Source organism: Mycobacterium tuberculosis complex sp. N0072 (assembly GCF_030323725.1).
GTDB lineage: Bacteria > Actinomycetota > Actinomycetes > Mycobacteriales > Mycobacteriaceae > Mycobacterium > Mycobacterium tuberculosis.
Genome location: NZ_CP040689.1, coordinates 2,599,843 through 2,619,901 on the forward strand (window position 1 = coordinate 2,599,843; position 20,059 = coordinate 2,619,901).

Here is a 20,059-nt window from a genome sequence, read left to right on the forward strand (position 1 = left end):
CTAACTAGCTGCAGATATGTTCTCCACCGCGACTGAATCAGGGTCGGAATACCGCAGTGATGCCGCAGCACTCTTGATGGCCTGCACAAGCAAACCTGCCACGCCCGCCAGGTCGTCGCTGAGCAGGTGGCCATGGCGGTCCAAGGTCATGGCCGCTGTGGCGTGTCCGAGAAGCCTCTGCACGACTTTGACATTAGCGCCCGCACTGATCGCCAGCGACGCCGTGGTGTGCCTCAGCCCGTGCGGGACCAGGTCGGCAATGCCAACCGCCTTGCATCCCTTGTCGAAGGCTCTGCGGTACTCCTCGATAGGTAGGTGCCCGCCGCGGTAGCTTGGGAACACGAGGGCATTGGGCTCGGTTGGCAGTTCATCACGCAGGCGCTCCGATACCGGCTCGGGGACAGGCACGTGACGCACCCGGTTGGTCGTCGTCTCGACAATCCCGGCGCCGGTCACACAGATGAGCGAATCGTCAACTCCCAGTCCCCACGTTCTTGCGACGCAGGGCCGCTGCCTCGCCGAAGCGCAGTCCGCAGTAGCCGAGAACCAGGGTCAGCGTCAGTACCGCAACAATCCGTGGTACGAATCCGTTACTCACCCACTCCCCCGCGCTCGGTCTTGGCAGCTTCCGCCTCTACCCACGCATCCAGGTCGGCGATATCGCAAAACGTGTGTCGGCCAAGGCGATAGCTGCGCGGACTGGTGCCCAGTAACGCCAGTACCTCAGCGTCGACTCAGGTAGGCCGCCGAGGTATTCGGCTGCGGCCTTGGTGCCCAGCCGAACCACAGATGTCGCCGTCATCGCTCTACTTCCTGTCGTCGCTCAACGCGCTTATGTCCCAATCCCTTTGGCAGTCCCAGGGCCGACCGCAAAATCCTTTCCATTGACCGCACAGTAACCATTAGCCCGATGGCATCTAACAACCGAAGAACGCCGAGAAGTCGACACCAAGATCCCGATGTTTGCCGTAGCAGGAACGGCGGTCACACTCGGGCTGATTCGAGCCAGTCGTACATGTCGCGCCGCGTCCAGCGCCGATCCCGCCCGCCGAGGCGCACATAATGGGGTCCCGGTGCGTCAATTCCGCGCTCTCGCTTTGCAGCCCAGCCGTGCAGGGTCGACACTGGCACACCGGTGATCTCCCGCACCTAGATGGTGGTAAGCATCTCCGCGTGGCTTTCGTTGTCTTCCATCATGTGCTTTGGCCACCAGTAGCGACGACATCACCATAAATCGACACCCTCCGTTGAATTGCGCCGTAAATCGCCACGACGAAAGCCGACGGTCTCCGCTGCGCCGGGGCCTACTCGCCAACGGCCTAAGAGAGAGGCAAGCTGGGGCATTATTCGAACGTTACGAAAGCCAGTTCGATTCATTCGGATATATCGAGAAGGTGCGGTATCGGGGCTCAGGGTATCGAGTCGAAGACGTTTATGCCCGAGCGGACAGTGGACCTAGCGCCGGTGCTGAGCTTCCTGTCGGCCCATGAGCGGCGGCGCGGCCGCACGCTGGCCCCCAGCTACGCGCTGGTGGGCGCCACGAGCACGACCGCGTCGAGCTGCCGCGCGAGGTTCATCAGGCGCTAAGGCAGGTGGTGGCTGCGCTGCACGCCGGCAAGGCGGTGACCATCGCGCCGCAGAGCATGACGCTGACCACCCAGCAGGCCGCCGACCTTCTCGGGGTGAGTCGTCCGACCGTGGTGCGTCTGATCAAGAGCGGCGAGCTGGCCGCCGAGCGCATCGGGAATCGCCACCGGCTCGTGCTCGACGACGTGTTGGCCTACCGGGAGGCCCGCCGGCAGCGCCAGTACGACGCGCTTGCCGAGAGCGCAATGGACATCGACGCCGACGAGGATCCCGAGGTGATTTGCGAGCAGTTGCGTGAGGCGCGGCGTGTTGTCGCCGCGCGCCGTAGAACTGAGCGGCGGCGCGCCTGAGACCATCGCTGCATGCTCGACACGTCGCTGCTGTGGTCAAGCCGGCAGCGCGACTTTCTGTTGTCGTTGGCGACGTCGCCGCGAACTACGACGGGCGGGTGGTGGTGGCGCCGACAGGCCAGGCCGTCGACGTCGCGGTACGTGAAGGCGCCGGCGATGTCGGCTACAGCGTCGAGCGAGAGAATCTTCCGGCCGACGATCCGGTGCGCAACGGCAACCGCTGGCGGGTCATCGCGGTCGACACCGAACACCACCGGATCGCCGCCCGCCGCCTGGGCGACGGCGCACGCGCCGCCTTCAGCGGCGACTACCTGCACGAGCACATCACCCACGGATATGCCATCACCGTCCACGCCAGCCAGGGCACCACGGCTCACTCCACCCACGCTGTGCTGGGCGACAACACCAGCCGAGCAACGCTGTACGTGGCAATGACGCCGGCACGCGAGTCGAACACCGCTTACCTATGCGAGCGAACGGCGGGCGAAGGCGCGCGAGTGGATCTCGCCGGATGGGACCTTTGGGTGAGTGGGAAAGCTGAGGCAATGAGTGACGAGAAATCCGCATCGCCAGTTTGGTGCCGTGTCGGAGCTCGGTGCGATCATCGGGGAAAGCGTTCCTGCTGGTGAGGGCAGAATTGTTGTGCACGTCGTGCGCTATACCGTGGTGACGACTCGCCGAAGCATGGACTAAGGAGGTAGCTGCGATGATGAAGGAGATCGAGCTCCATCTGGTTGACGCTGCCGCCCCCAGCGGCGAGATTGCGATCAAGGACCTAGCCGCCCTCGCGACTGCTCTGCAGGAATTGACGACTCGAATCAGCCGCGACCCAATCAACACGCCCGGGCCTGGTCGCACAAAACAGTTTATGGAAGAGCTCTCGCAACTGGCCAGCGCCCCCGGGCCAGACATCGACGGCGGGATCGACCTAACTGACGATGAATTCCAGGCGTTTCTTCAGGCGGCGCGTTCGTGAATCAAGTAGCGGCGACGGTGGTCGACACCGACGTCTTCAGCCTGATCTAAGACACCGACTCGCGTGACCTCGGCTGCCGCGCCCAGACGCCGTGGCACTTCTGCCGTTCGGTCGCCGCCTGGCTGGCCGGAGTCATCACAGCACGCTCCAATAGCGCCTCATGGAATCAGCCGGCGCCCTCGAATCGAGCCTTACCCGCCCGAAACGACACGCCTCGACGGTACCTGGCGCGCTGACCTGGCCCTACATCAGTCAACGTATACGAACCACAGCGTCGCGGAGCTGCCAGACCGCCGTCAACCGAACACCGTCTGACCGTCAAGCCCAATGCGATACCGTTCGGTGCCCTGCTGCACCCTGGGCGCATCAGCACCCAACGACACTGCAACCTTGTTGCTGGCGTTGCGCATGATGTCAAAGGTCAGCTCGACGGCCTCGTCGTCCGAGAACCGGGAGCGCACCTCGACGGCAACGTCGACGGCGAGGTGCGCAGGGGTCCAAATTAACGCATCTGCATACCTCAGGGCGGCTTTTGCGCGAACGTCGAGCAAGACCGAGGTATCGAAACGCTCGATCTCGCCATACAACGTCTCCGAACCGCCCGCATCAAGCGCGGAGACCTCCCGCAACGACTTGCACACCCGGCAATTGTGCTGCGCAGCTCCACGCAGCCGCACCAGCTCAGAGGTGACCGGGTCCAGTGCCCGCATCCGGGCCACCGCCGGCAGAAATCCGTTGAACACCGCAGCGGACAGATCGGTGTTGTGATCCCAGGAGATCGGCCCGGTTACCCAGCCCAGATACTCCTTGCCGACGCCCAATGCTTCCAACCCGGCGCGCACCCGCGGCACAAAGTCGGCGATGTACATCGCCACAACCGCACCGAAAGCGTCTTCCCCCAAATGCGTCCACAGCAGGGATCGCTGCTCGCCGGTGATCGCTGAGACATCGACGCTGAACTGCTCGGCGAACTCGGCAACGACGGCCTCGGCCGGCGACTCCGGCTCGTTCACCGCAACCTCACACGGCAACGACGGTAGCGACAGCGCCCGCGCGCACACCTGCCTCACCAGCCCCGCAATCCGGCCGTCGCCCGGCGATAGCGCCACCAACCGACACAGATCGTCACGAACCGAAACCGGGGCCGGCACCCTTCACACGCTACTGCGCCTGGCTCACCGAGGACATGTGGAAGTCGGGAATCCGCAGCGGCGGCATCGCGGTACGGGTAACCCAATCTGACCATTCGCGCGGCAGTGTCGGCTCGCTGACACCTGCTTCGGTGGCCCGTCGCAGCAGGTCCAGTGGGCTTTCGTTAAACCGGAAGTTGTTGACCGCCGCGCTGACCTCGCCGTCTTCGACCAGGTAGACGCCGTCGCGGGTCAGCCCGGTGAGCAGCAGCGTGGTCGGGTCGACCTCGCGGATGTACCACAGCGTGGTCAGCAACAGTCCGCGCTCGGTGCCCGCGATCATGTCGGCGAGATCGGCCGACCCGCCGGTCATGATCAAGTTGTCGGCGGCGACCGCAACTGGGGCGTCGAATTTGGCGGCAGTGGCCCGTGGATACGCCAGCGCATTGATCACACCGCTGCGGATCCAGTCCACCTGGCTGATTTCCATGCCGTTGTCGAACACCGATTGCGTCTCCGAGGAGTTGCTCACCGCCACAAACGGCGTACACGCCAGACCCGGCGCAGCCGGATCGGTGAACAACGTCAGCGGCAGCTCGGTCAACCGCTCTCCCACCCGGGTTCCACCGCCAGGAGCCGAGAAAGCGGTTCGGCCCTCCTGCGCGCCGCGCCCGGCCATCGACCAACCCAGGTAGATCATCATGTCGGCCACCGTCGACGGAGGCATGATGGTCTGGTAGCGCCCGGCCGGCAGCTCGACGGTGCGTTGCGCCCACCGCAGCCGCGTCGACAGCCGCTCGAGCATCAGATCGATGGGCACCTCGACGAAATCGGGTGTGCCGATCCCCACCCAAGCGCTGGCGTCGCCGCGTTTGGCGTTGATCTCGATCGCCCCGGTGGGCTGGGTGTAGCGGCGGCGCAGACCCGTCGACGATGCCAGAAACGTCGTGGACACACTGCGGTGCGCGTAGCCGTACAAGCGGTCGGCCCCGCGGAAGCCCCTGCTCAGTGAGCCGGCGATACCGGTGAAAACCCCTGCCCCGGTGCCCGGAACCGGGGCATCCCAGTCGTCGGGCTCTCCGGTATCGGCAAGCAGCGGCGCGGCATCACCGGCCTCCGGCGCGGAGCGGGCCGCGTCCTGGGAGGACACCACCAGACCGGGCAGCACCGACGGGTCCACTTCGGCGGAGACCACGGAGCCGACGAAGGCGCTATCTCCCCGTCGGACGATCGAAATCACGGTGACGTTTCGGCTGTGGGAAACGCCGTTGGTGGTCATCGAATTGCCCGCCCAACGCAGTGTCGCCTCGACCTTTTCGGTGACCAGCACCATGGTCTCGTCCGCCCGGCCAGACCTGGCCGCTTCCTTTAAAACGATGTTGACGGCGTGCTGCGGCTCGATCATCGACCACCTTCAGTACGAGTATTGAGCACATTGACGCCCCGGAACAACGCCGACGGACAGCCATGGCTGACCGCGGCAACCTGGCCGGGCTGGGCCTTGCCGCAGTTGATGGCTCCGCCCATTCGCCAGGTCGACGGCCCGCCCACGGCTTCCATGGCATTCCAGAAATCGGTGGTGCTCGATTGATAGGCGACATCACGCAGCTGCCCGTACAGCTGGCCACCTCGGATGCGGAAGAAACGCTGGCCGGTGAACTGAAAGTTGTAGCGCTGCATGTCGATCGACCATGACTTGTCGCCGACAATATAGATCCCGTCGTCGACCCGGCCGATCAGGTCCGCGGTGCTGAGGTCTTCGATGCCCGGCTGCAGCGATATGTTGGCCATCCGCTGGATCGGCACGTGATGTGGCGAGTCGGCATACGAGCAGCCGTTGGAACGTGGCTCCCCCAACCGTGGGGCGAACGCCCGGTCGAGCTGGTAACCAACGAACACCCCGTCACGCACTAGATCCCAGCTCTGCGCGGCCACTCCCTCGTCGTCGTAACCGACGGTGGCCAAGCCGAATTCGGCGGTACGGTCGGCGGTCACGTTCATCACCGGCGAGCCGTAGCGCAGGGTGCCGAGTTTGTCTGGGGTGGCAAACGATGTCCCGGCATAGGCAGCCTCGTAGCCGATGGCACGGTCGTATTCGGTTGCGTGGCCGATGGATTCGTGAATAGTCAGCCATAGGTTAGTGGGGTCGATCACCAGGTCGGTGGGCCCCGGCATCACGCTAGGCGCTCGGACCTTCTCGGCCAACAGCGATGGCAGCTGCGCGAGCTCGTCGGTCCAGTTCCAGATCTCGTCGCCGGCCACCACTTCCCAGCCCCGGGCGGTCGGCGGAGCCAACGTCCGCATCGATTCGAAGTTGCCCGCCGCGGAATCAACAGCAACCGCATCCAGGCACGGCAGCAGCCGCACCCGCTGTTGGGTAATCGATGACCCGAAGGTGTCGGCGTAGAAGGTCTGCTCCTTGACGGCGTTCAAGCTGGCCGATACGTGGTCGATGCCGTCGGCGTCCAGTAACCGCCCGGAGTAGTCGCGCAGCACGGCGATCTTCTCGGAGGCGGGAACGCCGAACGGATCGATCCGGTAGTTCGAGACCCACTCCGCGTCGGTGTATACGGGCTCGGGCGCCAATCTGACCCGCTCGGTGTTCAGCGCCGCCAGCACGGTAGCCACGTGTACCGCATGGCGAGCGGTCGCGGCCGCGACGTCGGGTGCCAACTCAGCATGGGAGGCGAATCCCCACGTGCCCGCGACGATTACCCGGACGGCCAGGCCGAGCTCACGGCTGATCACCGCGGTCTCCAGCTCACCGTCACGCAGTTGGATGATCTCGGTGCTAATGCGGTGAACCCGCAGGTCGGCGTGGCTGGCCCCGGCCGTGGCGGCCGCCGACAATGCGGCGTCGGCCAACTGCTGGCGCGGCAGGTCCAGGAAGTCTTCATCGATCCCCCGGTTCGGTGTCACGACTCCACCGTAACGACCAGCTTTAATACACCCATGCGCGACGCGCCACGTCGGAGGACGGCACTGGCATATGCCCTGCTGGCGCCCAGCCTGGTGGGCGTGGTCGCCTTCTTGTTGCTGCCCATCCTGGTGGTGGTATGGCTGAGCCTGCACCGGTGGGACTTGCTGGGCCCACTGCGCTACGTCGGCCTGACCAACTGGCGGTCGGTGCTGACCGATTCCGGCTTCGCAGACTCATTGGTGGTCACCGCCGTCTTCGTGGCGATCGTGGTCCCGGCGCAGACAGTACTGGGACTGCTGGCCGCGTCCCTGCTGGCCCGGCGACTGCCGGGCACCGGCCTGTTCCGCACGCTGTACGTGCTGCCCTGGATCTGTGCACCGCTGGCGATCGCGGTGATGTGGCGCTGGATTCTGGCGCCCACCGACGGCGCGATCAGCACTGTGCTCGGACACCGCATCGAATGGCTCACCGATCCAGGCCTCGCGCTTCCTGTGGTTTCGGCCGTCGTGGTGTGGACCAACGTCGGATATGTCTCGTTGTTCTTCCTAGCCGGATTAATGGCGATTCCGCAGGACATTCACAACGCCGCACGCACCGACGGCGCCAGTGCCTGGCAGCGCTTCTGGCGCATCACCCTGCCCATGTTGCGGCCCACCATGTTCTTCGTCCTGGTTACCGGAATCATCAGCGCCGCACAGGTTTTCGACACCGTCTACGCGCTGACTGGCGGTGGGCCGCAGGGCAGCACCGACCTGGTGGCCCACCGCATCTACGCCGAGGCGTTTGGGGCCGCGGCAATCGGGCGGGCATCGGTGATGGCGGTGGTGCTGTTCGTCATCCTGGTCGGTGCCACCGTGGTGCAGCATCTGTATTTCCGGCGGCGGATCAGCTATGAGCTCACCTAGTCGCGTCTCCAACACTGCGGTCTACGCGGTGCTGACGATCGGCGCGGTAATCACGCTGTCCCCCTTCTTGCTTGGCCTGTTGACCTCGTTCACTTCCGCACACCAGTTCGCGACGGGTACTCCGCTGCAGTTGCCGCGACCGCCCACGCTGGCCAACTACGCCGATATCGCCGATGCCGGATTTCGCCGCGCGGCGGTGGTGACCGCGTTGATGACGGCGGTGATCCTGCTGGGCCAGCTGACATTTTCGGTGCTGGCCGCCTACGCGTTCGCGCGGTTGCAATTTCGGGGACGTGATGCGTTGTTCTGGGTCTACGTCGCAACCTTGATGGTGCCGGGGACGGTGACCGTGGTGCCGCTGTATCTGATGATGGCCCAGCTAGGCCTGCGCAACACGTTCTGGGCGTTGGTGCTCCCGTTTATGTTCGGTTCGCCGTACGCGATTTTCCTGCTACGCGAGCACTTTCGCCTCATCCCAGATGACTTGATCAATGCCGCGCGCCTCGACGGTGCCAACACTTTGGACGTGATCGTGCATGTGGTGATCCCAAGCAGCCGGCCGGTCCTGGCCGCCTTGGCGATGATCACCGTGGTCTCGCAGTGGAACAACTTCATGTGGCCGTTGGTGATCACCAGCGGCCACAAATGGCGTGTCCTAACGGTGGCGACGGCTGACCTGCAGTCGCGGTTCAACGACCAGTGGACGCTGGTGATGGCGGCGACCACGGTGGCAATCGTGCCGCTGATTGCGCTCTTCGTGACCTTCCAGCGGCACATCGTCGCATCGATTGTGGTCTCGGGGCTCAAGTGACCCGGCCCCGCCAGTCCACGCTGGTCGCCACCGCCCTTGTGCTGGTGGCGATCCTGCTGGGTGTGACGGCGGTGCTATTGGGGCTCTCCGCCGAACCGCGTGGCGGAAAGATCGTCGTAACGGTGCGACTCTGGGACGAGCCGATTGCTGCGGCGTATCGACAGTCGTTTGCGGCATTCACCCGCAGCCATCCCGATATCGAGGTGCGCACCAATCTGGTGGCCTATTCGACCTACTTCGAAACCCTGCGCACCGACGTGGCTGGCGGCAGCGCGGACGACATCTTCTGGCTATCCAACGCCTACTTCGCCGCCTACGCTGACAGTGGCCGGCTAATGAAGATTCAGACCGATGCCGCCGACTGGGAGCCGGCGGTGGTTGACCAGTTCACTCGGTCCGGCGTCTTGTGGGGTGTGCCGCAACTGACGGACGCCGGAATTGCCGTGTTCTACAACGCCGATCTGCTGGCTGCCGCCGGTGTCGACCCCACGCAGGTGGACAACTTGCGATGGAGTCGCGGCGATGACGACACCTTGCGCCCGATGCTGGCTAGGCTCACCGTCGACGCCGATGGACGCACCGCCAACACGCCAGGATTCGATGCTCGGCGGGTCCGCCAGTGGGGATACAACGCCGCCAACGATCCTCAGGCCATCTACCTTAACTACATCGGCTCGGCCGGCGGTGTGTTCCAGCGCGACGGCAAGTTCGCGTTCGATAACCCCGGCGCCATCGAAGCCTTCCGCTATCTGGTCGGCCTGATCAACGACGACCACGTCGCACCGCCGGCCTCGGACACCAACGACAACGGCGATTTCTCCCGTAACCAGTTTCTGGCTGGCAAGATGGCGCTATTCCAGTCCGGCACCTACAGTTTGGCGCCGGTAGCCCGTGACGCCCTCTTCCACTGGGGTGTGGCGATGCTTCCCGCCGGCCCCGCAGGCCGGGTAAGCGTCACCAATGGTATTGCTGCAGCTGGTAATTCGGCGTCCAAACATCCGGATGCGGTGCGTCAGGTGCTGGCCTGGATGGGCAGCACGGAGGGCAACTCCTACCTGGGCCGCCACGGTGCGGCCATCCCCGCGGTGTTGTCTGCGCAACCGGTCTACTTCGACTACTGGTCTGCTAGGGGCGTCGATGTCACGCCGTTCTTCGCGGTGTTGAACGGTCCGCGCATTGCGGCCCCCGGCGGCGCCGGCTTCGCCGCCGGACAGCAGGCCCTCGAACCCTACTTCGACGAAATGTTCCTCGGCCGTGGCGATGTCACGACAACCCTGAGGCAGGCACAGGCGGCGGCCAATGCTGCCACACAGCGCTAGTTGCGATCTAGCCCGGTAGTACTAGCACGGGGACCGGGCTGTAGCGAATGATCTTGCCACTCCAGGAGCCGAGGAATACTCTCGCGACATCACCGAACGGCGAGGTGCCCAAGGCCAGGATCTCCCCGTCCTGCCAGTCCGCAGCGTCCAGCGCCTGCGCCCAGCCGTTCCCGGTGACCACTTGCAGCACAACGTCTTCACTCACGACGCCGTTAATTCTTAGTTTTCCAACAGTTCTCGCGCTTGCGCCGCCCATGCCTCCAGAACCGAAGCCTCGGCATGCAGCCCCACTTCGGGCGGATACATGGTCCGGCCGCGGACCGCGAATGTGATCACCCGCATCGGCACGCCATACCGGCTGGCCAGGTGGCCGCATCGCCTCACCACGTCGACCGAACCCGACGTCGCGGAGTAGCCGCAGCTGAGCCGTGTCAACCGGTCGGTGTAGCAACGGTAGCGGCGGGGGGTGATCGCCACCGGTACCGGCGACGAATGCAGCAGCCGGTCGGCGGTCGAGCCGATCAACACCCGCGCGCGCCGCCCGCTGGGAAACGACCCCAGCACCAGCACCTCGGCTTCGAGTTCCTCGACGACGTCGAGCAGACCAGCCGACACCGATCGGTGTGCGCGGTGGTGGTAGCTGACCTCGATCCCGTCGGCCAGTCTGCGCAGGTAGCGCTGGGCCTCTCGCGCGGAGGCGGCAGCCAGCTGCTCAGACCAGAGCTCGTACTCGGCGTCGACGCGGGCGAGCGACGGTGTCGGCCAGTGCCTGCGCACGATGGTGGCCACTGTGAGCGACGTCTTGTGCATCCGCGCGACGCGGACGGCTAGATGTAATGCGGACGGACCGACCTTGCCAGCCAAATACCCGACGACGATGGTCACGGCACTTCCTCGTTGAGCGCACTGTGGTGCCGACCCCACATCAGGTAAAAGATCACTGCCACCGCCACCCATCCGCTGAACGCCAGCCAGGTGTACCAGTGCAAGCTGGCCAGGATATACCCGCAGGCCAGCACCGAAAGAACAGGCGTCACAGGGTAACCGGGTACCTTGAACCCTCGGGGTAAGTCGGGCTCGCGCACCCGTAGAACGATCACACCCACAGCCACCACGCTGAACGCGGTGAGCGTGCCGATGGACACCATGTCCGCCAAGCTATCCAGCGGTATGAAGGCGGCCAGCGTCGATGCGAAGATCGCGACGATCACCGTGTTGTGCACCGGCGTCATGGTGCGCGGATTCACCTTCGCGAACCGCGCCGGCAGCAGCCCGTCGCGCCCCATCGCGAACAGGATCCGGGTCTGGCCGTACATGGTGACCAGCGTGACGGTGAAAATCGAGACCACCGCACCGGCGGCCAGAATCGTGCTGGCCCATTCGCCATGCGTGACGTTGTCCAAGATGATGGCCAGCCCGGCGGTTTCCTGCTCTGCGAAGTCCTGCCACGGTTGGGTGCCCAGCGCGGCCAGTGCGACCAGCACGTAGACACCGGTGACGACCACCAGCGCTGCGATCAGCGCACGCGGCATGGTCTTCTGCGGGTCCTTCACCTCGTCGCCGGCGGTCGACACCGCGTCAAGGCCGATGTATGAGAAGAAGATCGTGCCCGCCGCGGAGCCGATGCCGGCGACGCCGAATGGGACGAAATCCTTGAGGTGGTCGGCGCTGTACGCGCTGAACGCGATGATCATGAACATGCCCAGCACGCCGAGCTTGATCAGCACCATGATCGCGTTGACCCTCGCCGACTCGCTGGCCCCTCGAATCAACAGCAGCGCGCATAGCCCGATCAGGATGACGGCGGGCAGGTTCACCCAACCGGGATGGGTGTCCCACGGCGCCGCCGACAATACGTGCGGCATCTGAAATCCGAACAGATTACTCAGCAGCTTGTTCACGTAGCCACTCCAGCCGACCGCGACCGCTGCGGTGGCTACCCCGTATTCCAGCAGTAGGCAGGCCGCCACCACCATCGCGACCGCCTCGCCCAGCGTCGTGTACGCGTAGGAGTACGCCGACCCGGAAATCGGCACGGCGGAAGCCAGTTCCGCGTAGCAGATAGCCGCGAGCCCAGCGGCGATGCCGGCGATGATGAACGAAACAATCACGCCCGGGCCGGCCTCTGGAACTGCCTGGGCAAGCACGAAAAAGATGCCGGTACCTATCGTCGCGCCAACCCCGAACATGGTCAGCTGGAAGGTGCCGAAACTCCGCTTGAGGTTCCCCGATGCCCCGGATGCGACCGGGGCGCCGCTCACCGGGCGGCGCCGCAGCATCAGTTCTCGAAGGCTCATCGACGTTGTCGGCAATTATGAACCCGCCTCCCATAGCGCGTCGGCGAACCGGCGAACCGCGCAGTCGATCTCCTGCGCGGTGATCACTAACGGCGGCGCGAACCGCAGGGCGGCGCCGTAGGTGTCTTTTAACAGCACACCGCGATCGGCCAACCGCATGCTCATGTCTGTGCCAATGGCAAGCGCCCGTTCGATGTCGACGTCAGCCCACCATCCGAGGCCGCGCAGGGCCACCGCACCATCGCCGATCAGGTCCGCCAGGCGCTGATGCAGATGCGCACCCAATTTAGCGGAGCGAGCTTGACATTCTCCCCAGACGACCATGGAAACCACGGGGGTACCGATCGCGGCGGCCAACGGATTGCCGCCGAACGTCGACCCGTGTTCGCCGGGATGCACCACGCCGAAGATTTCGCGGTCCGCGACCATCGCCGACAACGGAACCGCACCGCCACCAAGTGTCTTGCCGAGCAGGTAAATGTCTGGCAGCACACCCCCGTGGTCGCAGGCGAACGGGTAACCCGTACAGGCCAGCCCCGATTGGATTTCGTCGGCGATCATCAGCACGTTGTGCTCGACGCAGCCGGCAGGTAGTCGTCGGCCGGGACGATGATGCCCGCCTGGCCGGGAATCGGCTCGAGCAGGTCAGCGACGGTGTTGTCGTCGATTGTCTGCGCCGGTGCCGCAGCATCGCCAAACGGTACCGAGCGGAGTCCCGGGGTAGAAGGTTCGACGCCGCTGCCCGCAGCCGGGTCCGACGAGAAGCTGACGACACTGCTGGTGTGGCCATGAAAGTTGTTGTTTGCCAAAATGATATCGTGCCGGCCCGCGGGGAGGCCGTTGACGTCGGCTCCCCACTTGCGGGCGACCCTAAGACCGCTCTCCACCGCTTCAGCATCAGAGTTCATTGGCAACACCACGTCTTTGCCGCACAGCTGGGCAAGCGCGGCGCCCAACGGCCCGAGTCGGTCGGCATGCAAGGCCCGATTCAGCAGGGTGACGGTGTCGACTTGGGCATGAGCCGTGGCGGTGCTCGCGGGGTTGCGATGGCCAAGGTTGACCGCCGAGTACGCAGCCAGCCAGTCCAGGTAGCGCAGGCCGTCGATATCGGCGATCCACGCACCCTCAGCGCTGGCCGCCACCACAGGCAGCGGCGAATAATTGTGCGCTGCATGCCTTTCGACCAGTGCCATAGTGGCCTGAGTGGCATCCGCGAGATTTGTCATGGGTGTATCTCCAGCGTGCAGCACTTGACGGAACCGCCGCCCTTGAGCAGCTCGGACAGATCGACACCGACCGGCTCGAAGCCGGCTGCGCGTAACTGCGCCGCAAAACCCATGGCCGCGACCGGAAGCACTACGTTCAGACCGTCAGAGACGGCGTTGAGTCCGAACACGAACGCGTCGGCACTGCCGACCACAATCGCGTCGGGGAACAGCGCCGACAACTGTTCCTGCGCTGCCGTACTGAACGCCGGCGGGTAGTAGGCGATCGTGTGGTCGTCGAGCACGGCCAGCGCGGTGTCCAGGTGATAGAACCGTGGGTCGACCAACTCGAGGGAGACCACCGGCAGACCAAGCACCGCGGCGATTTCGGCGTGTGCGCGCTGGTCTGTGCGAAAGCCGTAGCCCGCCAACACCCTTTCGCCAACCATCAGCAGGTCGCCCTGTCCCTCGTTGACGTGGCGGGTGGTCACCGGGCGATATCCGACCGAGGACATCCAGCTGGCATAGGCTCTAGACTCACCAGCTCGTTCGGGGAACCGGAACCGGGCGACCACGGCGATGTCGTGCGCGATGAACCCACCGTTGGCGGTGTACACCATGTCCGGTAACCCGGAAATGGGCTCGATCAGATCCACGCTGTGGCCTAGCCGAAGATAGGTCTGGTGGAGGTGCTCCCACTGTGCTTGCGCGACTTGGACGTCGACTGGCGCGGTGACGTCCATCCAGGGGTTGATCGCGTATGCGACGGCAAAGAAGGCCGGCGGGGTCATTGCATACCGCCGCGTCCGGGGGGTGCGGCGTGCAGGTGACCCTAGACGGGCAGCAGCGACGTAGGAATCCGTCATAAACCAACGATATTTGGCTCTGATTTCACAATCAAACGATGGTCGTTGCGTATTTTCCATTGATACATTGCGTTAACCTCGAATCTGTGGTGATTCGTTGCGTGCTTAGAACGGAGGAGGGCCGATGGACCGCCTGGATGACACCGACGAACGCATCCTCGCCGAGCTGGCCGAGCATGCACGGGCCACCTTCGCCGAGATCGGTCACAAGGTGAGTTTGTCCGCTCCGGCGGTGAAGCGCCGCGTCGACCGGATGCTCGAGAGCGGCGTCATCAAGGGCTTCACCACGGTGGTCGACCGCAACGCGCTCGGCTGGAACACCGAGGCTTACGTGCAGATCTTCTGCCACGGCAGGATTGCGCCTGATCAGCTGCGTGCCGCCTGGGTGAATATCCCCGAGGTGGTCAGCGCGGCAACGGTGACTGGCACGTCCGACGCGATCCTGCACGTGCTCGCTCATGACATGCGGCATCTGGAGGCCGCCCTCGAGCGCATCCGGTCCAGCGCTGACGTCGAACGCAGCGAAAGCACCGTCGTGCTGTCAAACCTCATCGACCGCATGCCGCCCTAGTGTTCCGCGCCAATGCTAGAAAAGGCCTGCTGAGCTACGTAGACGCAGCATGAGCAGGTCCTCGCGCCGCCAACCCGCGAAACGGCGCGTCTGTACACCGACACGCCGTTAGGGCGCGCGCCCACGCCCAGCTATCGCCCAAGCTCACCATCGCGTTGGGCGGCGGCGGTGGCGGCCAACATCGGGGCTATAGCGGCTGGCCGGTCCGCGCGCCGCCCGCGCCGCCACCTAGGAGTGCAATATCAGGCTCTCTATCGCCACCGCTGTCCCGCTGGCCATGGCAGTGATCGCAAGCGTCACCCAGTCGGCAAGTTTGGGTCGCCCAGGATGCGCTGACAGCTGGCCGGTGCCGCCACGGGCGGTGATCGCGTCGCCCATCTCGTCGGCACGGCGCAGGGTCACCGTGATGGCAGCGGCAAGCAGGTCGATCAGCTCGCGCGCATGCCGCTGGCGCCGAGCCTTGCGGCTTGGCGGCATCCGCTTGGGCCGCAGCCGGCGCGCGGCGTAGAGCACCTGGAATTCGTCGATCAACATCGGGAAGGCGCGCAGCGCGAGCGCCAACGCCACCGCCCATTCGTCGACCGGGATCCGCAACACCCGAAACGGCCGACCCAAAGTGGCTACCGCAGGGCTGATTTCGGCAACATTGGTGGTCCAGGACACCATCGCCCCCAGCGCCAGGAGCACAACCGACAGCGCGGTGATCCGCAGGAAGTGCAGTGCGCCGCCCAATCCGAGCTGCACTCCGCCCACGGCGACCACTGGAGTGCCACCGGCTAGCGCAGCGGTCAGAAAGCCGATCGCGAGGACGATCCACAGCCAGCGAGGTACCGACGGCAGCGCGCCGCGCGGAATGTGCGCGATTCGGGCCGCGGCCAGCACCAAAGCCGCCATCATCCCGATCGTCACCCATCCCGGGTAGAACGTCAGCAACACCGAAATGCCGAAAACCACCAATAATTTGGTGCCGGCCCACAGGTCGTGGATGACCGAGCTACCCGGCACCGGAATCAACAGCACAATCGGACGTGACGGGCGACGAGTCCCGTTGCGTGCCGGGGCCGAAGTTGTGGTCATGACATTCCCCCCGCCTCCGACGCCGCCGCCGATTCCAGCACACCGTCGCGCAGATGCAGGGTACGCGGGCAAAGCTCCTCCATCCCCGCGAAGTCGTGCGAAACTACGACCACCGTCAGGCCGCGCGCCCGACGCAAGTCTTCCAGCAGCCGCAGCAGGCCGCGCTGGCTGGCCGCGTCCAACCCCGCCAACGGCTCATCGAGGATCAACGCCCGGGGTGCACGCGCAAGCAGCCCGGCCAGCACCACCCGACGCATCTGGCCCCCGCTGAGCTGGTCGATTCGTCGCGCGCCCAGCGCGGGGTCCAACCCAACGACAGTCAGCGCCGCAGCCACCCGGTCCTGCTCGCTAGCCGAAAAACCTGCTGCGGAAGCAACTTCCAGGTCTACACGGCTGCGCATCAGCTGCAGCCGGGCCGCCTGAAAAGACAACGCCACCGCGCCGACCTGCTCGTGGGTGGGCCGACCGTCAAGTAGGCAGGCTCCGGTCGTGGGGATCGTCAGCCCGGCCATGATCCACGCCAGCGTCGACTTCCCCGAGCCGTTGCCGCCGTGGATCAGCACCCCGTCTCCCTGCTCAACAACGAAGTTGATATCGCGCAACGCGGTCTTTGCCCACGGGGTGCCGCTAGCGTATTCGTGGCCGACGCCCACCAGTTCGAGCGCCGGCGCGTGCTGGGGCTGATCCACCCCGATGACCGGGGCCGGCATCGCGGCGGTGTGGACCATATCGGTGTTATCCGGCGAATCGCTCAGGCTGAGCGTGCGGTCGGCGGAATCGGCTTCGTTGTCGTAGTGCGTGATGTGCACCAAGGCGGTCCGGTGCCGCTGCGTCAGACCCGACAGCACGGCCAGCAAAGCGTCCCTGCCCTGCTGGTCAACCATGGTGGTGACCTCGTCGGCGATGAGCATCGCCGGCTCCCGGGCCAGCGCTGCCGCCAGCGCCAGGCGCTGCAGCTCACCACCGGACAGGCTTCCGGTGTCGCGTTCGGCAAGCGCTTCCAAGCCGACCTCGCTCAGCAACCGGCCAACGTCAGCGGTGGTACCCAGCGGCAGCCCCCACACCACGTCGTCGGCAACCCGGGTGCCCAGGACCTGGCTTTCCGGATGCTGCAAGACGACAGCGGTGCCGCCCAGCTTTCCCAAACCCACCGTGCCCGGACGATCCACGGTGCCCGACGTCGGTGCCCGGCCGGCCAGTATCAGCATCAAGGTGGTCTTCCCTGATCCGTTGGCCCCGATGATCGCTAGGTGCTCGCCGGCCCGGACGTCGAGGCTGACCTCCCGCAGCGCATCTTGGCCGGCGCGGGGGTAACGGAAGCGGACCTTGTCCAACCGCACCGGCACCGGCCCGATCAGAGCGTCCACGTCATCTCCTGGCGGTGGGTCAAGTTTGTGTACATCGGGGATTCCGCGCATCCGCTCCAGCAGGCGCGACAACGCCCACCACCCAATCAGCGACACGATCATGATCCCAATGTTGAAATAGCCCAGCAGCACCCACGGCCAGTACTGCAGTCCCTCGGCGAAATACCGCTTGACGTCGGCGGCTGCCCCCTGCATGTGCATCCGGGCCAAGGTGGCGGCGATACCGTCCACGTTTGCGGTCATGACCTTGAAAATCAGATGCCGCAGTCGGACCATGGCGGCCAACATCCCGACCATCGCCGCGCCGAACACGAATCCGCCGATCAGCGACGAGACGACCACCGTCGGGGTGCCCCGGCCCCTGCGTTTGACGATTCCGGTCAGCCCACCGATGTAGGCACTGTGGACCACCCCCATGAAACCGCCCAGCCCCGCGATCAGGAAGGCGATCATCCCGGCCGCAACCGTCGCGGCCGCCAGCACGCGGAGACGGTAGCGGTAGGCCAGCAGGCCGGTGGGCACGGTGCCCAACAGCGCCAGACCGGCCGCGAACGGAACGACGACGGAGATGATCGCGGTCACCGCGCACAGCGCCGCCATCACCGACGCCTGCGCCAATTCACTCGGCCGCAGCGGCCCGCCCCGATGTTGCGCGGGGCAAGGGCCGAGCGGGGTCACTTCACCGATTCTGCCAGGCTCAGGCCCGCACACGGCGCAGCACATCGATTAGCCTCGCATAGCAAAGCTATGCAACGATGGGGGGATGAGTCCCTCCCCCGCCGCCGCCAACCGCAGCGAGGTCGGCGGGCCACTACCGGGCCTGGGAGCGGATCTGTTGGCAGTGGTCGCGCGGCTCAACCGCCTAGCCACGCAGCGCATCCAGATGCCACTGCCCGCGGCTCAAGCCAGACTGCTGGCCACCATCGAAGCCCAGGGGGAAGCCCGGATCGGCGACTTGGCCGCCGTCGATCACTGCTCGCAACCAACGATGACCACGCAGGTACGACGACTCGAGGACGCTGGACTGGTTACCCGAACCGCCGACCCGGGAGACGCCCGGGCGGTCCGCATCCGCATCACGCCGGAAGGCATCCGCACGTTGACCGCGGTGCGGGCAGACCGCGCGGCTGCGATCGAGCCTCAGCTGGCCCTGCTCCCACCGGCGGACCGCCGGGTGTTGGCGGATGCGGTAGACGTGTTGCGCCGGCTGCTCGACCATGCCGCCACCACGCCGGGCCGGGCGACGCGGCAATAGGCATCGAGATGTCGAACGCCGCGCCGTTGGCGGTGTGGGTCGGATCGATGCGCCCGAAAACGCAAAGGGAATCGCTTGGCGGCTCCTGCTGCTGGAGTTGTCCGGACCATCCCGACTACTCCGAAAGGCCAATGCGAGCCGGCTGATTGACGGCGAACGCCAACTTGGCCCGAAAAGACCGGCATTTCACTACTATCAATGTGCCTCGATCGTCGTTGGATAACAACCGTAGTGAGTCGAGAGGAACCAGTATGCAGTTCCTGAGCGTGATTCCAGAGCAGGTCGAGTCCGCGGCTCAAGATTTGGCGGGCATTCGCTCAGCGCTGAGCGCGTCTTACGCGGCCGCAGCGGGACCCACAACAGCGGTGGTTTCCGCTGCCGAGGACGAGGTGTCGACCGCGATTGCGTCGATATTCGGCGCCTACGGTCGACAGTGCCAGGTTCTCAGCGCCCAGGCCTCCGCGTTTCATGACGAGTTCGTCAACCTGTTGAAAACTGGCGCGACTGCATACCGCAACACCGAATTCGCCAACGCCCAAAGCAACGTGCTGAATGCAGTGAACGCACCGGCCCGATCGCTGTTGGGGCACCCGAGCGCGGCTGAGAGCGTGCAGAACTCGGCCCCAACGCTAGGCGGTGGCCACAGCACCGTGACCGCTGGGCTTGCCGCACAGGCCGGTCGTGCCGTCGCGACGGTCGAACAACAGGCTGCGGCTGCGGTTGCCCCGTTGCCAAGCGCCGGCGCCGGACTGGCTCAGGTTGTCAACGGCGTCGTGACCGCCGGACAGGGTTCCGCCGCCAAACTTGCCACCGCGCTGCAGAGCGCCGCGCCCTGGCTGGCCAAGAGCGGCGGCGAGTTCATCGTGGCTGGGCAGAGCGCGCTGACCGGTGTTGCTTTGCTGCAACCTGCCGTGGTCGGCGTTGTTCAGGCGGGCGGTACGTTCTTGACCGCCGGAACGAGCGCTGCTACCGGACTGGGTCTGCTCACACTTGCTGGTGTTGAGTTCAGTCAAGGCGTTGGCAACCTTGCGCTGGCTTCAGGGACCGCCGCGACCGGACTTGGTCTGCTGGGCAGTGCCGGTGTGCAACTGTTCAGTCCTGCCTTTTTACTGGCTGTGCCCACCGCGTTGGGTGGAGTTGGCTCGCTCGCGATCGCAGTAGTTCAGCTTGTGCAAGGCGTCCAACACCTGTCGTTGGTTGTGCCGAACGTTGTTGCCGGGATCGCTGCACTGCAGACCGCCGGTGCCCAGTTTGCCCAGGGTGTTAACCACACGATGCTGGCCGCTCAGCTCGGTGCCCCTGGGATAGCTGTCTTACAGACCGCCGGTGGCCATTTTGCTCAAGGCATTGGCCACCTGACGACGGCTGGCAATGCCGCTGTCACGGTGCTGATCTCCTAGCCGGGCGGTCGAGCTTCATCCCG

At 65.3% G+C, this 20,059-nt stretch carries 20 protein-coding genes and 2 pseudogenes; 11 read left to right on the top strand and 11 right to left on the bottom strand.

Features of this window, described 5'->3' with window-relative positions; all coding sequences use genetic code 11:
- Together FF952_RS12240 and FF952_RS12245 are read right to left on the bottom strand one after the other, a co-directional pair.
- Positions 1-456, bottom strand: coding sequence for a site-specific integrase (locus FF952_RS12240; protein ID WP_003899267.1), 456 nt, complete (start codon positions 454-456; stop codon positions 1-3).
- A gap of 178 nt (positions 457-634) precedes the next feature.
- Positions 635-802, bottom strand: a complete 168-nt coding sequence (locus tag FF952_RS12245; protein ID WP_003907913.1) for a hypothetical protein — start codon at positions 800-802, stop codon at positions 635-637.
- A gap of 400 nt (positions 803-1,202) precedes the next feature.
- On the opposite strand from FF952_RS12245, the gene FF952_RS12250 reads away from it, so the two are divergent.
- From FF952_RS12250 to FF952_RS12265, 4 genes are all read left to right on the top strand, one after another.
- A complete protein-coding gene (locus FF952_RS12250) occupies positions 1,203-1,490 on the top strand; it encodes a hypothetical protein (RefSeq protein ID WP_003902168.1) in 288 nt (95 codons plus the stop codon).
- 105 nt (positions 1,491-1,595) lie between these two features.
- A complete protein-coding gene (locus FF952_RS12255) occupies positions 1,596-1,937 on the top strand; it encodes a helix-turn-helix domain-containing protein (protein WP_003901374.1) in 342 nt (113 codons plus the stop codon).
- Between the two features lie 32 nt (positions 1,938-1,969).
- Positions 1,970-2,566, top strand: a complete 597-nt coding sequence (locus FF952_RS12260; RefSeq protein ID WP_003899268.1) for a hypothetical protein — start codon at positions 1,970-1,972, stop codon at positions 2,564-2,566.
- A gap of 77 nt (positions 2,567-2,643) precedes the next feature.
- A complete protein-coding gene (locus tag FF952_RS12265; RefSeq protein WP_003411919.1) occupies positions 2,644-2,913 on the top strand; it encodes a hypothetical protein in 270 nt (89 codons plus the stop codon).
- Positions 2,914-3,209: 296 nt separating this feature from the next.
- Here FF952_RS12265 and FF952_RS12270 read toward each other — a convergent pair whose 3' ends face one another.
- The 3 genes from FF952_RS12270 to FF952_RS12280 are packed head-to-tail and all read right to left on the bottom strand — an operon-like array spanning position 3,210 to position 6,962.
- On the bottom strand, positions 3,210-4,064 hold the full coding sequence (locus tag FF952_RS12270) for a carboxymuconolactone decarboxylase family protein (RefSeq protein ID WP_003411924.1): 855 nt from the start codon (positions 4,062-4,064) through the stop codon (positions 3,210-3,212).
- 10 nt (positions 4,065-4,074) lie between these two features.
- Positions 4,075-5,448 carry a TldD/PmbA family protein gene (locus tag FF952_RS12275; RefSeq protein WP_003899270.1) on the bottom strand — a complete coding sequence of 458 codons (1,374 nt, stop codon included), beginning with the start codon at positions 5,446-5,448 and terminating at the stop codon, positions 4,075-4,077.
- Positions 5,445-6,962 (bottom strand): TldD/PmbA family protein, encoded by a 1,518-nt coding sequence (locus FF952_RS12280; protein ID WP_003411929.1) that lies wholly within the window; start codon positions 6,960-6,962, stop codon positions 5,445-5,447. Before FF952_RS12280 ends, FF952_RS12275 begins: the two co-directional genes overlap by 4 nt.
- A 33-nt stretch (positions 6,963-6,995) precedes the next feature.
- Here FF952_RS12280 and FF952_RS12285 point away from each other — a divergent pair, with 33 nt between their 5' ends.
- The 3 genes from FF952_RS12285 to FF952_RS12295 are packed head-to-tail and all read left to right on the top strand — an operon-like array spanning position 6,996 to position 9,998.
- A complete protein-coding gene (locus tag FF952_RS12285; protein WP_003411940.1) occupies positions 6,996-7,868 on the top strand; it encodes a carbohydrate ABC transporter permease in 873 nt (290 codons plus the stop codon).
- Positions 7,855-8,679 (top strand): carbohydrate ABC transporter permease, encoded by an 825-nt coding sequence (locus tag FF952_RS12290; RefSeq protein WP_003411946.1) that lies wholly within the window; start codon positions 7,855-7,857, stop codon positions 8,677-8,679. The genes FF952_RS12285 and FF952_RS12290 overlap by 14 nt, the downstream gene beginning before the upstream one ends.
- Positions 8,676-9,998 (top strand): ABC transporter substrate-binding protein, encoded by a 1,323-nt coding sequence (locus tag FF952_RS12295; RefSeq protein WP_003411947.1) that lies wholly within the window; start codon positions 8,676-8,678, stop codon positions 9,996-9,998. Before FF952_RS12290 ends, FF952_RS12295 begins: the two co-directional genes overlap by 4 nt.
- Before the next feature lie 7 nt (positions 9,999-10,005).
- Here the strand turns inward: FF952_RS12295 and FF952_RS12300 are convergent.
- The 4 genes and pseudogenes from FF952_RS12300 to ddaH form a co-directional block, all read right to left on the bottom strand.
- Positions 10,006-10,883 (bottom strand): annotated as a pseudogene (locus FF952_RS12300) (universal stress protein).
- Positions 10,880-12,310, bottom strand: coding sequence for an amino acid permease (locus tag FF952_RS12305; RefSeq protein WP_003411955.1), 1,431 nt, complete (start codon positions 12,308-12,310; stop codon positions 10,880-10,882). Before FF952_RS12305 ends, FF952_RS12300 begins: the two are co-directional and overlap by 4 nt.
- A pseudogene (locus FF952_RS20805) lies at positions 12,311-13,521 on the bottom strand (aminotransferase class III-fold pyridoxal phosphate-dependent enzyme). It lies immediately after the preceding gene.
- Positions 13,518-14,366, bottom strand: coding sequence for a dimethylargininase (gene ddaH, locus FF952_RS12320; RefSeq protein ID WP_003914884.1), 849 nt, complete (start codon positions 14,364-14,366; stop codon positions 13,518-13,520). The pseudogene FF952_RS20805 and the gene ddaH overlap by 4 nt, the downstream one beginning before the upstream one ends.
- Before the next feature lie 124 nt (positions 14,367-14,490).
- Between ddaH and FF952_RS12325 the strand changes: the two genes are divergently transcribed.
- Positions 14,491-14,937 (top strand): Rv2324 family transcriptional regulator, encoded by a 447-nt coding sequence (locus tag FF952_RS12325; RefSeq protein ID WP_003411963.1) that lies wholly within the window; start codon positions 14,491-14,493, stop codon positions 14,935-14,937.
- Between the two features lie 228 nt (positions 14,938-15,165).
- Here the strand turns inward: FF952_RS12325 and FF952_RS12330 are convergent, their stop codons facing one another.
- Both FF952_RS12330 and FF952_RS12335 read right to left on the bottom strand, forming a co-directional pair.
- Entirely contained in the window at positions 15,166-16,014 is an 849-nt protein-coding gene (locus FF952_RS12330) for an energy-coupling factor transporter transmembrane component T family protein (protein ID WP_003411966.1), read from the bottom strand.
- Positions 16,011-18,059, bottom strand: coding sequence for an ABC transporter ATP-binding protein (locus FF952_RS12335; protein WP_369810405.1), 2,049 nt, complete (start codon positions 18,057-18,059; stop codon positions 16,011-16,013). The genes FF952_RS12330 and FF952_RS12335 overlap by 4 nt, the downstream gene beginning before the upstream one ends.
- 85 nt (positions 18,060-18,144) lie before the next feature.
- On the opposite strand from FF952_RS12335, the gene FF952_RS12340 reads away from it, so the two are divergent.
- Genes FF952_RS12340 through FF952_RS12345 form a run of 3 tightly spaced genes read left to right on the top strand, consistent with a single transcriptional unit; the run spans position 18,145 to position 20,036 of the window.
- Positions 18,145-18,636, top strand: a complete 492-nt coding sequence (locus FF952_RS12340) for a MarR family winged helix-turn-helix transcriptional regulator (RefSeq protein WP_003411970.1) — start codon at positions 18,145-18,147, stop codon at positions 18,634-18,636.
- 34 nt (positions 18,637-18,670) lie between these two features.
- The gene (locus tag FF952_RS20810; protein WP_003411971.1) at positions 18,671-18,859 is read left to right on the top strand and encodes a hypothetical protein; all 189 of its coding nucleotides are present in this window, start codon (positions 18,671-18,673) and stop codon (positions 18,857-18,859) included.
- Positions 18,860-18,887: 28 nt separating this feature from the next.
- A complete protein-coding gene (locus tag FF952_RS12345) occupies positions 18,888-20,036 on the top strand; it encodes a PE family protein (RefSeq protein ID WP_003411972.1) in 1,149 nt (382 codons plus the stop codon).
- Positions 20,037-20,059: the final 23 nt, after the last annotated feature.